Genomic DNA, 15,641 nt, shown 5'->3' with positions numbered 1-15,641 from the left:
CATGATCTGCCGCACCGCTTCCCACAATTAGGAGACGCCGCCTAGGCCGTGCGCGTGCGCCGACCACGATCACCGTTGGCGGGGTTCAGTCGAACAACGTCGACAGCTCACCACGCTGCAACGCGGCGAGCACCCGACCCACCCGGGCACCCGACGTGGTCGGCGCGAGCACCCGCACCACCCCGGTCTGGTCGGCGGGCTGCTCCACCGACGCACCGGCCAGCACCTCCGCCCACGGCGCCGACTCCAGGTTCGTCCGCACGAGGTCCATGAGCGCCTTGGGGTTCTCGTCCGGCACGCAGACGACTTCGGTCGCCTCCCCGTCCGGCGTCGTCCGCACCCCCGCCGCCACCGGCAACCCGCTCTTCGGCTTGCTGATCATCGCCGCCGACACCTCACCCAGGCACCGCGCCAGCTCACCGATCATCGGGTCGTCGGCCAACGACTTGTCCCCGGGCGCCTCGGTGACCCACTTCAACGCCTCCCCGCTAGCCGACCGCCGCACCGCCCCCGACTCCACCCGAACCCGCTGGAACCCGGTCACGATCCCGGCCTCCGCCAACGGCCCGTCGGGGTCGATCTCGTTGTCCTCCCCGGTGACCCAAGTCCCCGAAGCCTCCCGCCGCCCACCCAACCCAGCGAGCTTCCCCTCCACCGCCGCCACGTCCACATCCATCCGCAACACAGCCGCCCACGTCGGCGGCTGCCCCACCCGCAACGCCGTCGTGGCCTCCGCCGGGTCGAAACCCACCAGCTCGGGCAACACCCGACTGCGCCCGGCGAGATCGGAGTACCCGTAACCCTGCAGGCCGCGGAAGCGCTCGCCGTCCTTGCCCACCAACGCCCGCACCGCCGCCACATCGCCGTACTCGACCAGCACGGACGACTCGGCAGTGGCCCGAACCCCCGTCAGAGCACCCAACAACCCGGTCTCCGGCGCCGCCTGCGGCACCCCGGCCTCCGCAACGCACCCGGTCAACAGGACAGCGACCAACGCCACGCTCGAACGCTTGTTCACCAACCGAATGGTAGGGCGGAACCCATCCCAGCACGCCCCTTTTCAACGAAGCCACCACCTACCGACGCGCCGCCGCGTGTGGATCCGCGCGCCCGCCACCCGTCCGCCGCCGCGTGTGGATCCGCACCCCACCACCGACCCACCACCGCGCGAGGACCCGCGCCCCGGCCACCGACGACCTGCCACCGCACCGAGACCACCCACCCCGCGGCCACCGGCGCGTCGCTGCGCGCGGGCCATCCACCGCACCGACCCCTCACCGCATGAAGCCCACCCCCGCCAAACCCCGCGACCGCCCGCCGCTCACCGACGCGCCACCGAACGGCACCGAACGCCACCGAGCGCCTCCCCGCCACCTGCCCACGCCTCCCCGCCGCCGGGCCGGCCGTTTTCTCCGGCTAACGTGAGAAATGCGATTTGGGTTGTCAAAGGTTGCATTCTTCGCCCAGTCGAGTGAGTCGAGCAGTCCTTATTCACTTACCGGGATCTCCACCGCGATCTCCTCACCCAACCGGGCATCCCCCGACAGGTCCAGCTCGTCCCCGCTCCAGAACCGCCCCGGGTCGTACCAGTTCGCCCGACGCCCCGACGGCAGCAGCCCCATGGCCTCGTACGTCACCGCGACCACCTCCGCGCAATACGCCGTCTCCAAAGACGCCGCCTCGGAAGAAGACCCGCGCAAGTTCGGCAACCGCCCCCGCAGCCACCGCGTCGCCAACCGCGCCGTGGAGGGGAACGGCGTCCCGTTGAGCCGCGCCACCGTCTTCAGCACGGCATCGTCCTCCTCACGTGTCGTCGCCCGGTCGAGTTGCCGCAGCCACGCCCGCTGCCCGTACTTGCGCGCCCACACCAGCACCGCCTCCCGCAAGTCGTGCAACTGCACACCCCGGTGGTGCGTGCCGGTCCACACGTCCGGCAGCGAGCGGCCCAGTTCGGCGTGCCACATCAACGGCGGCAGGTCCTCGACGGCGACGGTCATGCCCACGTGGTTGACCGGGCTGTTCGTGGTCACGCGGATCGCGCGGTCGGCGACCGAGCTGCCGCGGAACAACCACACGTCACCGGTACGGGTCAGCTCGACCGCCTCGTCCAGACCGATCTTCGTTCCAGCCATCCCGGTAGCCTAGGCAGATGCGCTGGTGGAAGCTGCTCGGTCTGGCCGGTGTCGCGGGTGTCGCCGCGACCGGAGTGGTGATTGCACGCGCGGAACGCAAGCGCCGCGCCTACACACCCGACGAGATCCGCGAACGCCTGCACGCCCGCGTCCGCGAAGCCGCCGCCCGGGAAAGCGACGCGCGCACCTGATCCACAACACCCGGAACCGAAGCAGCCGACCAACGGCGGGTTGACCGGGACCGGTCCCCGGGTCTGGGCTACCACCATGCGATCCCTGCTCGCGGCCCTGCTGTGCGTGCTCGTCATCGCACCGCCCGCCAACGCCCGCACCCGCCCGGTCCCGAACCTGGACGCGGCCACCATCCCGAACCTGATCCGCCGGATGGACGCGGGCACCCTCACCTCCGTCGACCTCACCCGCGCCTACCTGCGCCGCATCGACACGATCGACCGCAACGTCCGCGCGGTGGTCGCGGTGAACCCCGAAGCGCTCGCCCAAGCCGCCGAGAGCGACCGCCGACGGAGGCAGGGACGCACCAAGGGCCCGATGGACGGCATCCCGGTCCTGCTGAAGGACAACATCGACACCAAGGACCTGGGCAACACCGCCGGATCCCGCGCCCTGCGCGTGCCACCGCGCGACGACGCCGAACTCGTGCGCCGCCTGCGTGCCGCGGGCGCCGTGGTGCTGGGCAAGACGAACCTGTCGGAGTGGGCCAACTTCCGCTCCACGTCCTCCACCTCCGGGTGGTCGGCGGTCGGCGGCCAGACCAACAACCCCTACGTGCTCGACCGCAACCCGTGCGGCTCGTCGTCCGGCTCGGGCGCGGCCGTGGCGGCGTCGTTGGCTCAGGTCGCGGTCGGCACCGAGACGGACGGCTCCATCGTCTGCCCCGCCGGTCAGAACGGCGTCGTCGGCCTCAAACCCACGCTCGGCCGGGTCAGCGGCGACGGCATCGTGCCGATCTCGTCCCACCAGGACACCGCCGGCCCGATGGCACGGCACGTCGTGGACGCGGCGATCCTGATGTCCGCGCTGGAAGGCAAGGGCGTCGACTACGCGTCGGACCTCGGCTCGGCGACGTTGCACGGCAAGCGCGTCGGCGTGTGGCGCAAGGCCGGGCGCAACGCCGAAGCCGACCGGGTCGTGCAGGCGGCGGTGGACGTGCTGCGCCGGTCCGGTGCCGTGGTGGTGGAGGTCGAGCTGCCGTACCAGGACCAGGTCGAGGCCGCCGAGTTCCCGGCGCTGATCACCGAGTTCAAGCACGACCTGGAGCGGTACCTGAAGACCCGGCCGGGCGTGCCGCGGACGTTGACCGAGCTGATCGCGTTCAACGAGGCCGACCCGGTGGAGCTGGGCAAGTTCGGGCAGGAGCTGTTCGTCGAGGCGGCGAAGGCGCCGCCGGTGACCGACCCGACGTACGCCGACCAGCGCCGCACCGCCACCACGCTCGCCCGCCGTTCGATCGACGAGGTGCTCGCCGAGCACCGGCTGGACGTGATCATGGCCCCGACGAACGGACCGGCGTGGCGGACCGAGTACGGCACCGGTGACGCTTTCGAGCTGGGTTCCTCGACGCCCGCGGCGGTGTCCGGCTACCCGAACGCGACCGTGCCCGCCGGGTTCGCGGGGCCGTTGCCGATCGGCGTGTCGTTCATGGCGGGTCACCGGGCGGACGCGACCGTGCTGCGCTTCGCCGCCGCGTTCGAACAGGCCGCGCGGGCCCGTCGGGCACCCACCTACCTGGCCTCCTGATGCGGTCCACCGTCCGTGGTGGAATCTTGGGGCCATGCGCGTGGTGGTGTTGGGCACGGGTCTGATGGGCGCCGGGATGGCGCGGAGCCTGCTGCGGTCCAAGGTGGACGTCGTGGTGTGGAACCGCAGCGTGGCCAAGGCGCGTCCGCTGGCCGACGAGGGTGCGGTGGTCGCCGACGACCCGAAGAGCGCGGTCGTCGGCGCGGACGTCGTGATCACCATGCTGTTCGACGCCGACGCGACCGCGGGGGTGATGGCCGAGGCGTTGCCGTCGGTCGGGCACGGTGCGGTGTGGGTGCAGTGCGGCACGGTGGGGTTGGCCGGGGTGGAGCACTTGGCGGAACTGGCCGCGACGTACGGCGTGCCGTTCGTGGACGCGCCCGTGCTGGGTACTCGTGCGCCCGCGGAGCAGGGGAAGTTGACGGTGCTCGCGGCCGGGCCGGTCGGGTTGCGGGACGTCGTCGCGCCCGTGTTCGACGCGATCGCGCTGCGCACGGTGTGGGCGGGTGACCGTGCCGGCGATGGGCAGCGGCTGAAGCTGGCGGCCAACTCGTGGGTCCTCTCGATCACCGCCGCGACCGCGCAGGCCGTGGCGTTGACGCGAGGGTTGGGGCTCGATCCCGACGCGTTCCTCGAGGCGATCGCCGGAGGCCCCGTGGACAGCACGTATGCGCAGGTCAAGGGCCGCTCGATGATCGACCGCGAGTTCCCGCCGTCGTTCGGGGTCGACGGGGCGGTCAAGGACAGCGAGCTGATCCTGGCCGCGATGGCGGCGGCGGGGATCGACGATCGGCTGATGCGGGTGCTGCACGACCAGTACCGGGTGGCCGCGGAGCGGGTGGGGGAGGGGGCGGACATGGCGGCCGTGATCGAGGCTTTCGGGCCTTGATCGGGTGTCACCCCTCTGGGCGAAGAGTGCAACCTTTGACAACCCAAATCGCATTTCTCACGTTAGCCGGAGAAAACGGCCGGCCCGGCGGCGGGGAGGCGTGGGCAGGTGGGTCCAAGTGGTGTCGGCGGAGGCTCTGCGGGTGGTCTGAGGCGGGCGCTGGAGGTCGATGAGCAGCGACGGGCCCATGCCGCGCGCGTCCACGGCAAGCGCAGACCCATCGCGACAGCAGAGCATGCGGGCGCAGACCCACTGCGGGGCAGGGCGTAGCGGGCGCAGGCCCCGCGGGTGCGGGGCCCGGTGCGGTGGGTGCGGGGCAGGGCGTGGCGGGCGCAGGCCCACCGCGGGTTCGGGGCCCGGTGGGTGCGGGTCCGTCGTGGGTCGGGTTGGGGCGGGTAGTGAGTGCCTGGGGTCGGGGCTGGGCAGGGGCTGAGGGTTGCTGGGGCCGGGGGTGTCCAGGGCCGGCAGGTGGGAGCTACCGTCGAACCGGGTACCAGTGGGTGTCGGGTGCCGGTCGGTGGAGGTGGGCGGTGTGGGGTCGGGTGGGGTGATCGCTGCCGCGGCGTTGGCCGGGGCGGTCGCGGCGGGGGCCGGTGGGTTGGTGCCGGACGATCCGGACGAGATGTGGCGCGACGCCGGGCTCCGCGTGGTCGATCGGGTGACTCGGGCGGACGGTGAGTGCGTGTCCCACTCGTTCGGGCAGGTGCGGGAGTTGTTGAAGGCGGTGCCGTGCGTGGCGCTCGACCGGATGTTGTTCACCGTCACGGACGACAGGGGTGGGACGGCGGTCGTGCTCGTGGCCTGGGTGGAGTTCGACGACCGGGACAAGGCGCGGGAGTTCAAGCGGGTCGAGGACATTCACGGGACGGGTGACATCACGCCGCTGTCGGGCTCGTTGCTGAGGATCGCGGACGTCCCGTTCACCGCGCACAACTACGACTCCGACCTGGTCGACGGCGTGACGGTGGTGATCGCCGAGGCGGAGAACGTGGCCGGTGGGTTCACCTCGGCGTACCTGGACGACATCGCCGGGATCGCCGTCGGCACGCCACGTCCCTGACAAAAAATCCGAACGTCCGGGTTTCGAAACCCCACGATCGGGCTACCCCGGATCGCGCCGCGTGGTCGGCGTGGACCAGCGAACCTCCGGGGGCGGGGATGGTGATGCGTGATGGACTGGGAGATCGATGACGAGAGCGCGGTACGCGCGCTGCTGGCCTATGTCTCGGACGTGACGCGGGCGCTCGGGTTGAGCGGTGAGTGTTCGTGCGTGCAGGCCGACACCCCGCGGTTGGGTGCCTACCTCGCCCTCGACGGTCACCTGCCGGGGTTCCCCGATCGGGACGTCGCACTGCTGTGGGAAGAGGGCCGCGGCTGGTCGGTGGCGGTGGAGAGCGACAGTGCCGAGCCGCCGTTCGTGCTGGCCAGGCTGCGTGGCCCGGCCCGGCCGGAGCCCGTGGCGGTGGCGCGGTGGGTCGATCGACTGGACCTCGTGCACGACGACCGCGAGCTCCTGGTCGCGCGCTGAGCACCCAGCGCAAGAACACCCAGCGCAAGAACACCCAGCGCAAGAACACCCAGCGCAAGAACACCCAGCGCAAGAACACCCAGCGCAAGAACACCCAGCGCAAGAACACCCAGCGCAACGCCCAGCGTCAACGCCGCGCAGGTGGCCCGCCGAGGGTGGCCTGTGCCTCGTCCAGGAGCGTCCGCACACCCTGGAAGAAGCTGCTCGCGCTGTGCAGGGCGGCGTGGAACCGCTCGGCGTTCTCGTCGGACGGGCTGGTGAACACCAGCATCTCGGTCAGCTCCAACCGCCGGTTCACCGACGCCACGGCCGTGCGCCACCGGTGCAGCAGGTCGATCAGCTCGGCGTCCCGGTGCGGGCTGAGCGCACCCGACGACAACGCCGAGTCGACCGCCGACTGCACCAGCCTCGGGTACACCCGCCTGCCGCGCGAGCCGGACGCGCTGAACGCCTCACCGTCGAGCGTCTCCCGGTTGCGCGCCATCTCCAGCCTGATCGAGTCGAGCGCCTGCTTGCGCTGCTCGCGCTGCGACGCCCACCGCTCGGCGAAGATGCCGGTGATGCCCGCGAGCAGCGCCAACGAGTTCACCGCCGGTTCCCACCGCTCACCGGGCGGCGACACGACGAACCAGCTCACCCCCAGCGCCATCGCCACCGCGAGCGCGCCGAACGTGAGCGCCGTGATCGCGATGCGGGTCATCGGCGTCAGTTCTCCCAGATGACGCGGGCCACGTCGTCGTCCGGCCGCGGCGCGGGCACCGGCTCACCGGGCGCGAGCAGCAGCAGGTCCATCCCGAAGCCCTGCGCCGAGCGCGGCACCGCGAAGTCGGAGTGCGTGCCGGTGACCTTGCGCATCCCGGCCGCGCGCACGATCGGGTCCAACGCCTTGCGCGCGTACTTGCGGGTCAGGTACAGCCGGATGGTGTCGCGGTCCGGGAACGCCACCCTGGTCCGGTCCGGCAGCATCATCAGGATGTCGTCGCCGGTCTGGTTCTGGTAGACGACCTTCACCTTCAACGCCCGGTCGCCCTCGACCGAGCCGCGGAACTGCACCGCGTCCACGTTGATCGTCAGGTCGGTGTTGTGCAGCAACGCGCTGGTCACGAACTCGCGGTAGGCGCGGCTGCGGGCGTACTCCTCGACCGCGTCCCGGGCCAGGTCGTCGTTCAACGCCTCGGTGGTGGCGACTTCCAGCAGGAACAGGTCCTGCGGCCGGGCCAGCGCGGTCAGGTTGGCGAGCAGCTCGTCGTCGTGGTCGAAGTTCGCCAGCGTGTTGCCCAGCAGCGAGTACAGCACCGGCTCGTCACCGACCAGCCGGTGGACCAGTTGCCGCAGCTCGGCCAGGTTGTCGGTGATGGAGAAGTCCAGCTGCACCGGCACCACCCGGTGCCCGCGCAGGCCGACGCGGTGGGTGGCCTCCTGGGTGCCGAGGCGCAGCATCTCCGAGCTCATGTCCACGGGCAGGTAGAGCAGCCCCGGGTTGCGCTCCAGCAGGTGCTCCAGGATCAGCCGGTCCTTGTGCCCGGTGCCGACGCCGAAGCTGACGTGGTGGAACCCCTGGCCGATCCGGCCGCGCACCCGGCCCCACCGGCGGGTGAACGAGTCCAGGCTCTGCTTCATCACCAGGTAGAACGGGTCGGCGCAGGCGTGCGCCCAGGCGATCGTGGGCCCGATGCCCCAATAGGCGTAGCCGGAGCTGATCTGCTTGCCGTCGCCGTTGGACGACGGCTTGCCGAGCAGGTCGCTGGTCAACGCGGCCAGCTTGTCCCGCTGGTCCTCGCCGACGAGCACCAGCGACCAGGCGAAGTCCGACTCGTCGATGGCCCTGGCCAGGTCGCCGACCAGCTGCCCGTCGCTCGCCGTCACTCGACCTCCTCCGCCGTGGTCCGCCCGCGAAGCCTACCGATCACCACCGACAACCAGACCGCTTTTCGCTACGGCCGGTGAGTCGGCGACCACGCGGGGGCCGGTTCCGCCCAGCCGGACGCCTGTAGCCGGACCGCGCGGTGTGCCTGGCGGCCATCAGCCCCGGTCGGTGAGGCGGGCCGCCAGCGCATCGACGTCGTGCGCGACCACCAGCTCGGTGCGCTCGGCGGTCATGCCCAGCTCGCGGTTGACCCGGATCATGTGCTCGTTGTCGGCGTTGGTGACCGTGTGCATGTGCTCCAGGTCGGGGTGGTCCTCGACCAGCCAGTGCGCCATCACGCCCTTGAGGGCCGAACCGAGCCCGCGACCCCGGTGCGCGGCGAGCACCGCCGTGTCGCCCTGGTGCGACGTGTGCGGCTCGCGTGGCAGCAACACCACCTCGGTCAGCCCGACGACCTCGCCGGTCGCCTCGTGCACGGCCGCCACCACCCGCTGCTCCACGTCCTCGGCGCGCAGCTCCGCCTCGTTCTCCCGCACCCGCTCGACCGTCCACTGTGGAAGCGCGAACTCGGTCGTGCCCATCGGCGCGTCGTGGATCGCGCTGCGCGCGGCGGCGTAGGAGGCGACGACCCGCTCCGGCGCCGCGCCGATCCACCGCTCGACCCGGTACCCCGGGGGCAGCTCGACCGGCCACCGCGCCCGGTCCGCGTCGGCCACCGCCATCACCATGGGCGCCAACGCCCGCACCGTCCGGAACCCCAGCCGCAGCGCCCAGTCCGTGCCCGGACGGCCCTCCACCAGCCGCCAGTCCTCGATCACGGTGCGCCCGCGTTCCCGCAACCGCGGCAGCACCGCGCGCAGCAACCGGGTGGCGACACCCCGCCGGCGGTGCTCCGGGTGCACGACCACCGTGGCCACCGCGAGGTGGCTGTTCTCCTCCTCGGGGAACCGCGCGTACCCGAACGCCACGATCCCGCCCGCGTCCCGCACCACCCAGTGCCCCGCCGGACCGACACCCGGGAACGGCCGGCGCAGCCGTGCGACCACGTCCTCGAACGTCGGCACCGGCTCACCCGGCCGGTCCTCGTCGACGAGGTGGCTGTCCCGCACCACCCGGAAGTACCCGGCCAGGTCCGCCTCGTCCGCGTGATGCGGGTCGAACGACTCCACCGCGCCCCCTTCACCCCTGTGCGGTCACGCTATCCCGGTCGCCGCACCGCCGTCGCCCGATTTCCGTTTCCGGCAACGAAAAAGGGGCCGCGGGCGATTGCCCACGACCCCTCGGGGAACGGCCGCCGCGCTTCACCGGGACACCGGTTGCAGCACGCGGCCCGACGCGGCCAGGTGTTCCCAGGTCCGGCCGCGCTGGCTGGGCGGCGCTTCACCGTCCGCCGTGCACGTCGGGTACACCAGGCCGTACGGGACGGGTTGGTGGAAGAGGTCTCCGCTGCGGATGTCGATCAGGTCCCGCGACTGCGCCATCACGACCTCCCGACACAGAAGGTTGAGGTGCCCATGATCCTGCTCCTCGTCGAACCGGGTGGGGACCTCCGGATACCCGGTGAGCTGCACTGATATGCCCGATTCGTTGCTGCGTAAGAGTGAACTCGCCGGTCACTGCCCGCGGTGGTCGGCTCCCGGCCCGGCGTCCTCGGCGGGCGTCAGGCCGCGGTCGACGTGGTCGGCGTGGAAGAGTGCTTGGGCCAACAGGGCTTTCACGTGGTCGTTGGCCGCGGAGTAGTACACGAACGTGCCCTCCCGGCGGCCCTTCACCAGACCCGCGAGGCGCAGCTTGGCCAGGTGCTGGCTGACCGCGGTCGGCGCGGCCCCCGCCAGCTCGGCGAGGCAGGCCACCGACGACTCGCCCTGCAGCAGCGCCCAGAGCACCTTGATCCGGGTCGGGTCGGCGAGCAGGCGGAACGACTCGGCGGCCAGGTGGACCTGCTCGTCGTTGGGCATGTCGAAATCCGACAACGCGGTGTGCATGCCACCCACTCTAATGAGCGCGAACCCGTCGCGAGCCAACTCCGCCGTGTCGGCCCGAGGTGGGGACCTTCAACCGACAACAACTACTAAACCATCTCTGACCAGCAAAAACAAGACTTGTTCCGGCGGTTCGCAGGCGTCACCCTGTCCACCATGAGGTGGGGACCTTCAGGTGAACTCAGCACTGTCCTGTGGATCGGCGGAGCGCAGTGGGCGGGCAAGTCGACCGTCGCGTGGCTGCTCTCGCGCCGATTCGGACTGACCGCCTACCATTACGACTATCACGACGCGCGGGGCCACTACGACCGCGCCCTCGCGCACGCCGGCCGCTACCCCTACCGGCACGCGTGGCAAACGTTGCACGCGCACGACCCCGACTCGACGTGGGTGCGCCCGTCACCGGCGGAGATGGCCGAGAACACCAAGCGCGGCCACGCCGAGCGCTTCGGGATGGTGCTCGACGACCTGCGCGCCCTGTCCAGCGGCCGTCCGCTCGTCGCCGAGGGGTGGGGTCTGCGGCCGGAACTCGTCGCGCCGCTGCTCACCGACCCGCGGCAGGCCGTGTTCCTGGTGCCGACCGAGGCGTTCCGGCGACGCCGGCTGCGTGAACTGCCCAGGGCGGCGCAGGTGTCCGCCGCGGTGAGCGACCCGGAACGCGCACAGGCGAACCGGCTCGAACGGGACCGCCTGCTGGCCGAGGACGTGGTGGAGAAGGCCCGGGAGCAGGGGCTGCGCGTGATCGAGGTCGACGGACGGCTCAGCGTGGGCGGCCTGACCACGGTCGTGGCCGACCACTTCAGCCCCTGGCTGGGCTGATCCGATGAGCTGTGGACCCCGCCGCCGGACCGGGGGTGCGGCGGGGCCCACAGCGGGTCGACCGACTCCTCCGAAGAGGCCGAGGTGTACCGGACACCGAGCACCTCGGGCCGATCGCCATCACGTTCCTTTGTGGACGAACGCCACCGGACCGCGACCCGGCCTGCGGACAGCCGAAGGCCCGGCCAAAGCAGCCGATCGGACGTTGTCGGCACGTTACGCGCGCCCTACGGTCGGATCACGTCCGTTCGGCGGCAACACCTTGGAGGCCTGCGGTGTCGCGGAAACAGGTTGGCGCCGTCGTCGGCGCGCTCTTGCTCACCGGCTCCACCTTCCTCGCGCTCCCCACCACGGCCGCCGCCGTGGACGACCGGCAGACCGCCGTCGTGTCCCTGGGCGACAGCGCGATGTCCGGCGAGGGCGCCGGGTCCTACGAACCGGGCACCGAAGGCCAGAACGGCAACTGGTGCCACCGCTCCACCCAGGCCATGGTCCACCGCACCCAGCTCGCCGACCGGACGTTCAACCTGGCCTGCTCGGGCGCCGACTCGGCGAACGTGTCGCTGGCCGACACCGTGCACTACACCGAGGGCTCCCAGGCGCGGCGGCTGATCGACATCGCCCGCCAGTACCGCGTCACGACGGTCGTGGTGCAGGTCGGCGCGAACGACGACGTGCGGTTCGCCGACACCATGGTCGACTGCGTCGCCGCCTGGGTGAACCCGTTCGGCCCGAGCTGCCGCTCGACGCTGGAACGCGAGTGGCCCGGCAGGCTGGCCGGGATGGCGCCGAAGGTGGAGAACGCCCTGCGCGACGTCCGCACCGCCATGACCCAGGCCGGGTACGCCGGCTCGTCCTACAACCTGATCCTCACCTCCTACGCCTCGCCGGTGACCGAGAAGATGGACCGCTACCTCCACGGCCCGCAGGGCTGCCCGCTGCGCCTCGCCGACGCCGCCTACGGCCGCACGGTCGCCGTCCCGCAGCTGTCCGAGGCGCTGCGCGGCGTGGCGACCCGGGCGGGCGTGAAGTTCCTGGACCTCTCCCGCGCCACCGAGAACCGCGAGGCGTGCAGCAAGGGCGACAGCCCCGCGGGTGAGTGGCAGCGCAGGCTGACCGTCGACCCGTACGCGCTGGTGACCGGTGGCCTGGACGCCATCGGCCTGCACCTGGCCCAGCAGTCGTTCCACCCGAACGCCGCCGCCCACGCGCAGCTCGGCCGCTGCCTCACCGAGTTCGTCAACGGCGGCACCGGCTCGGCCCGCTGCCTCGCCGGCGCCGACGGCAACCTGCACGCCGTGGCATAACGCCCTGACCACCACGAACCGCTCCCACCCCGGCCGGGGTGGGAGCGGTTTCGGCGTTGCCGCGCAACCCCGATGATCCCGCCGGCGTCATATGGGTAAGTTGGCGAGACCGGATAGGGGAATCGCTTTGGGGGGACCGGTGTCCGAGAATACGTTCGTCCGCGTGTGCGGACTGGTCGCGGCGGTGTTCACCGCGGCCGCGTGCACGTCGACCGGCGCCGAGCCGCTCAACCCCGAGCTGGCGCCGCGCGGCACCGTGCAGACCACGGCCAAGCCGACCAGGCAGGACCTGTCGAACAAGGTCAGCCTCACCGGCAAGGTCACGATGAACCCGCTGTTCGGCATCGTCGCGCCGGTCGCGGGCGAGGTGCGCTACTGGACCGTGCCCGAACCGACCGGCACGCCGACCAAGCCGACCCGGATCGCCACGGTCTGGCTGGACGGCAAGCCCACCAACGTCGAGGTGCCCGCCGGCTCCACGTTCGGCGGACGCCTGGTCGACGACCGCGCCAAGGTCACCGCGGGCATGCCGATCGCGTCGGCGAAGTACGCGGGCTACGGCATCGTCGCCGACCTCGACGGCGAGCAGGCCTACCAGGTCTCCGACGCCGCGCAGGGCACCGTGCAGGCGCAGATCAAGAACGGCCCCGGCCCGTTCCCGTGCACCCTGCTCGGCACGATCGCGGCACTGCCCGTCGGCACCGTCCCCGCGCCGCCGCCCGCGCAATCCGAGCCCGACACCGAGGCCACCGGCGCCAACACGCCCGCACCGCCACAGCAGCGGCAACCGCAGGCGCCCGAGAACTCCTCCGAACCGACCGGCCTGCGCCTGGTCTGCACCGCGCCCGCCGACGTCAAGCTGATCAACGGCGCCACCGCCACCCTCGAACTGGTCACCGCGTCCGCCCGGAACGCGCTCGTCGTCCCGGTCGAGGCGGTCGCCGGCGGCCAGGGCAAGGGCAAGGTCGACGTGGTCGCCGCCGACGGCTCCAAGCAGACCACCGACGTCGTGCTCGGCCTCACCGACGGCAAGGTCGTGGAGATCAAGTCCGGCCTCACCGGCGACGAGACCCTCGCCGTGCCCGGCCCGAACCTGCCACCGGGCGAACCCGCGGGCGGCCCGATCCCGTCGGGGGCCGGCAAGTGACCACGTCACCCCTGCTCGTGCCACCACCCCCGGCGGCACCGCCGCTGATCCACCTCACCGGCGTCACCAAGACCCTCAAGGGCCAGGACCAGCCGCGCACCATCCTCGCGGGCGTCGACCTGACCGTGCACCCCGGCGACAGCGTCGCCATCCTCGGCCGCTCCGGCTCCGGCAAGAGCACCCTGCTCAGCCTCATCGGCCTGTTCGACCGGCCCGACGACGGCCGGTACCTGCTGGGCGAGCGGGACATCACCCGCATCCCCGAGCGCAAGGCCGCCGCGCTGCGCAGCGCCGAGTTCGGGTTCGTGTTCCAGCGCTTCTTCCTGCTCAAGCACCTCACCGCGGCGCAGAACGTGGCCATGGCACTGGTCAACGGCCAGGGCTGGCTGCCGCGGCGCAAGCGCAAGGCCAAGGTCCTGGCGGCACTGGAACGCGTCGGCATCGCCCACCTGGCCAAGCACAAGCCACCCCGCCTGTCCGGCGGTGAACAGCAACGCGTCGCCATCGCCCGCGCCCTCGTGCGCGAACCCCGCATCCTGCTCGCCGACGAACCGACCGGCGCTCTTGACACCGAAACCGGCAACCTCGTCGTCGAAGTGCTGCGCCAGGCCACCGACGTGGGCTGCGGGCTCGTGCTGGTCACCCACGACCACGACCACGCGGCGAAGATGGGCCGCGTGCTGCACCTGTCCGACGGCCTGCTGCGCCCCGCCGGACAGCGGGTGGTCGCGTGATCAGGCTCTCCGGCAGGCTCCGGGCCTCGCTGATCATCGGCGGCCAGGGCATCCGGGCCCGCAAGCTGCGCACGTTCCTGTCCATGGTCAGCCTGTTCCTCGGCGTCCTCGCCGTCGTCGTGGTGCAGGCGGGCGCGGAGATCGCGAACCGCGCCATGCTCGCCGACATCGAGCTGTACCAGGGCAAGGACGGCACCCGGCAGATGTACCTGTCGCCGGAGGGCCAGACCGTGCCGGTCGCGTTGGAGGTGCTGGAGGGCCGCACCGACGCGGTCGCGATGACCATGACGCGGGCGATCATCGGCGAACCCGGCGTGAAGCCGATCAACGAGGGCGGCGGGCCGATCGACCAGCCCGGCGGCTACGGCCCGTCGATGATGTGCGACGCGAACGGCTGCTACCCGATCGACGACGGCACCAGCGGCGCACCGCCCGGCCAGGCGGTGGAACTGCAACTGGTCGGCCTGACCGGCGACATCCGCCAGTTCCGGCCGTTCCGCCCGTCCCAGGGCCGGTGGCTCGACTTCGGCGGGCAACCGTCGCTGTCGCCGGGGCTCGTGCTCAACGAGGAAGCCGCCAAGGCCTTCACCCGCTACCACGTGCCCGCCGAGATGAGGGTCGACGGTGCGACGGCCAACCCGACACCGCGGATCATCGGCGTGATCGACGACGGCGGCTTCCAGCCCACCGCCTACGTGCGCTCCGACGAGCTGATGAACTGGCTCCCCACGACCAGCCTGAGCGGCACCAGGTCGGGACCCGGCCTGCAGGTGCTCATGACGCCGTCGGCGGTCGAGGTCGAGCACGTGCTGCGCGCCAGGCTGGTCGCCGCGGGCACGCCCGCCGACCAGATCCACGTCAGCACGGTGGAAACGCTGAAGCAGAGGTCCACCGAGCTGGCGCTGATGCGCTGGATCTTCCTCGGCATGGCGGCGCTGGTGCTGCTGATCGGCGTGGCGGGCATCCTCAACGTCGGCCTCGCCACCGTCGGCGAGCGCGTCGAGGAGTTCGCGCTGCGCCGGGCCGTCGGCACGCCCCGGCTGCTGCTGGCGGGCATCGTGCTGGCCGAGACGCTGCTGACCGGCCTGCTCACCGCGGCGTTGGCGATCGGCGCGGGCGTGGTGGGACTCCAGGTCGCGCTGACCCTGTTCGGCTCGCAGTTCCCGTCGCTGGAAGGCACGGCGTTCCCGTGGCAGGCGGGCGTGGCCGGGGTGATCGCGGGCCTGGTGGCGGGCATCCTCGGCGGCCTCGTCCCGGCGCTGCGGGCGGCGCGCATCCCGATCGCCACGGTCATGCGCGCCTGAGCCCGGTGCGTCGAAGCCGACTCCCCGCCCGTCACCGCGCAGAAAAGGAAGACCGCGCACGTCACCGATCGCCGCACAAACACCGGAGTTGCCCGACCGCGCATTCGCCGGATAGGCTCACGCCCGTGACTGCCGGGTCGGCCATGGGCCATCAGCGAGAGAGTCACCCGGCCA

At 71.8% G+C, this 15,641-nt stretch carries 17 protein-coding genes; 10 read left to right on the top strand and 7 right to left on the bottom strand.

All coding sequences use genetic code 11. The features are described 5' to 3' along the window. Positions 1–85: 85 nt before the first annotated feature. Together A6A25_RS36545 and A6A25_RS36540 are read right to left on the bottom strand one after the other, a co-directional pair. Complete coding sequence (locus tag A6A25_RS36545; protein WP_143193648.1) at positions 86–1,018, bottom strand: hypothetical protein; 933 nt, start codon at positions 1,016–1,018, stop codon at positions 86–88. A gap of 469 nt (positions 1,019–1,487) precedes the next feature. Continuing rightward, positions 1,488–2,132: a hypothetical protein gene (locus A6A25_RS36540; protein WP_073898185.1), complete on the bottom strand. Its 645-nt coding sequence runs from the start codon at positions 2,130–2,132 to the stop codon at positions 1,488–1,490. Between the two features lie 17 nt (positions 2,133–2,149). Between A6A25_RS36540 and A6A25_RS45065 the strand changes: the two genes are divergently transcribed. From A6A25_RS45065 to A6A25_RS36520, 5 genes are all read left to right on the top strand, one after another. Beyond that, positions 2,150–2,323, top strand: a complete 174-nt coding sequence (locus A6A25_RS45065; RefSeq protein ID WP_198932981.1) for a hypothetical protein — start codon at positions 2,150–2,152, stop codon at positions 2,321–2,323. A 76-nt stretch (positions 2,324–2,399) separates the two neighbouring features. Beyond that, positions 2,400–3,890 (top strand): amidase, encoded by a 1,491-nt coding sequence (locus tag A6A25_RS36535; protein ID WP_073898182.1) that lies wholly within the window; start codon positions 2,400–2,402, stop codon positions 3,888–3,890. 34 nt (positions 3,891–3,924) lie between these two features. After that, positions 3,925–4,779 (top strand): NAD(P)-dependent oxidoreductase, encoded by an 855-nt coding sequence (locus A6A25_RS36530; protein ID WP_073898179.1) that lies wholly within the window; start codon positions 3,925–3,927, stop codon positions 4,777–4,779. Positions 4,780–5,326: 547 nt separating this feature from the next. After that, the gene (locus A6A25_RS36525; protein ID WP_143193647.1) at positions 5,327–5,839 is read left to right on the top strand and encodes a hypothetical protein; all 513 of its coding nucleotides are present in this window, start codon (positions 5,327–5,329) and stop codon (positions 5,837–5,839) included. A gap of 111 nt (positions 5,840–5,950) precedes the next feature. Next, positions 5,951–6,307, top strand: coding sequence for a DUF6292 family protein (locus tag A6A25_RS36520; RefSeq protein ID WP_073898174.1), 357 nt, complete (start codon positions 5,951–5,953; stop codon positions 6,305–6,307). Between the two features lie 127 nt (positions 6,308–6,434). Here the strand turns inward: A6A25_RS36520 and A6A25_RS36515 are convergent, their stop codons facing one another. The 5 genes from A6A25_RS36515 to A6A25_RS36495 form a co-directional block, all read right to left on the bottom strand. Then, positions 6,435–7,007, bottom strand: coding sequence for a hypothetical protein (locus tag A6A25_RS36515; protein WP_073898171.1), 573 nt, complete (start codon positions 7,005–7,007; stop codon positions 6,435–6,437). A 5-nt stretch (positions 7,008–7,012) separates the two neighbouring features. Beyond that, the gene (locus A6A25_RS36510) at positions 7,013–8,173 is read right to left on the bottom strand and encodes an L-histidine N(alpha)-methyltransferase (RefSeq protein WP_073898168.1); all 1,161 of its coding nucleotides are present in this window, start codon (positions 8,171–8,173) and stop codon (positions 7,013–7,015) included. A gap of 156 nt (positions 8,174–8,329) precedes the next feature. Beyond that, positions 8,330–9,343, bottom strand: coding sequence for a GNAT family N-acetyltransferase (locus tag A6A25_RS36505; protein ID WP_073898165.1), 1,014 nt, complete (start codon positions 9,341–9,343; stop codon positions 8,330–8,332). A gap of 132 nt (positions 9,344–9,475) precedes the next feature. Further along, positions 9,476–9,655, bottom strand: coding sequence for a hypothetical protein (locus tag A6A25_RS36500; RefSeq protein ID WP_073898206.1), 180 nt, complete (start codon positions 9,653–9,655; stop codon positions 9,476–9,478). A 132-nt stretch (positions 9,656–9,787) separates the two neighbouring features. Further along, a complete protein-coding gene (locus tag A6A25_RS36495) occupies positions 9,788–10,159 on the bottom strand; it encodes an ArsR/SmtB family transcription factor (protein ID WP_073898204.1) in 372 nt (123 codons plus the stop codon). A 153-nt stretch (positions 10,160–10,312) separates the two neighbouring features. On the opposite strand from A6A25_RS36495, the gene A6A25_RS36490 reads away from it, so the two are divergent. The 5 genes from A6A25_RS36490 to A6A25_RS36470 all read left to right on the top strand — a co-directional run bounded on the left by A6A25_RS36490 (position 10,313) and on the right by A6A25_RS36470 (position 15,467). Next, a complete protein-coding gene (locus A6A25_RS36490) occupies positions 10,313–10,975 on the top strand; it encodes a hypothetical protein (protein WP_073898162.1) in 663 nt (220 codons plus the stop codon). A gap of 275 nt (positions 10,976–11,250) precedes the next feature. Next, a complete protein-coding gene (locus A6A25_RS36485; RefSeq protein WP_073898159.1) occupies positions 11,251–12,282 on the top strand; it encodes a GDSL-type esterase/lipase family protein in 1,032 nt (343 codons plus the stop codon). Between the two features lie 163 nt (positions 12,283–12,445). After that, a complete protein-coding gene (locus A6A25_RS36480) occupies positions 12,446–13,429 on the top strand; it encodes an efflux RND transporter periplasmic adaptor subunit (RefSeq protein WP_073898202.1) in 984 nt (327 codons plus the stop codon). Next, positions 13,426–14,163 carry an ABC transporter ATP-binding protein gene (locus A6A25_RS36475; protein ID WP_241829107.1) on the top strand — a complete coding sequence of 246 codons (738 nt, stop codon included), beginning with the start codon at positions 13,426–13,428 and terminating at the stop codon, positions 14,161–14,163. The genes A6A25_RS36480 and A6A25_RS36475 overlap by 4 nt, the downstream gene beginning before the upstream one ends. Then, positions 14,160–15,467, top strand: coding sequence for an ABC transporter permease (locus A6A25_RS36470; RefSeq protein WP_073898156.1), 1,308 nt, complete (start codon positions 14,160–14,162; stop codon positions 15,465–15,467). The genes A6A25_RS36475 and A6A25_RS36470 overlap by 4 nt, the downstream gene beginning before the upstream one ends. The last annotated feature ends 174 nt before the right edge of the window (positions 15,468–15,641 follow it).

Origin of the sequence: Saccharothrix sp. CB00851 (assembly GCF_001905065.1) — a bacterium.
Classification (GTDB): Bacteria; Actinomycetota; Actinomycetes; order Mycobacteriales; family Pseudonocardiaceae; genus Actinosynnema.
Note: the sequence above shows the minus strand (reverse complement) of the source record. Positions and strands in the feature narration are given on the sequence as shown.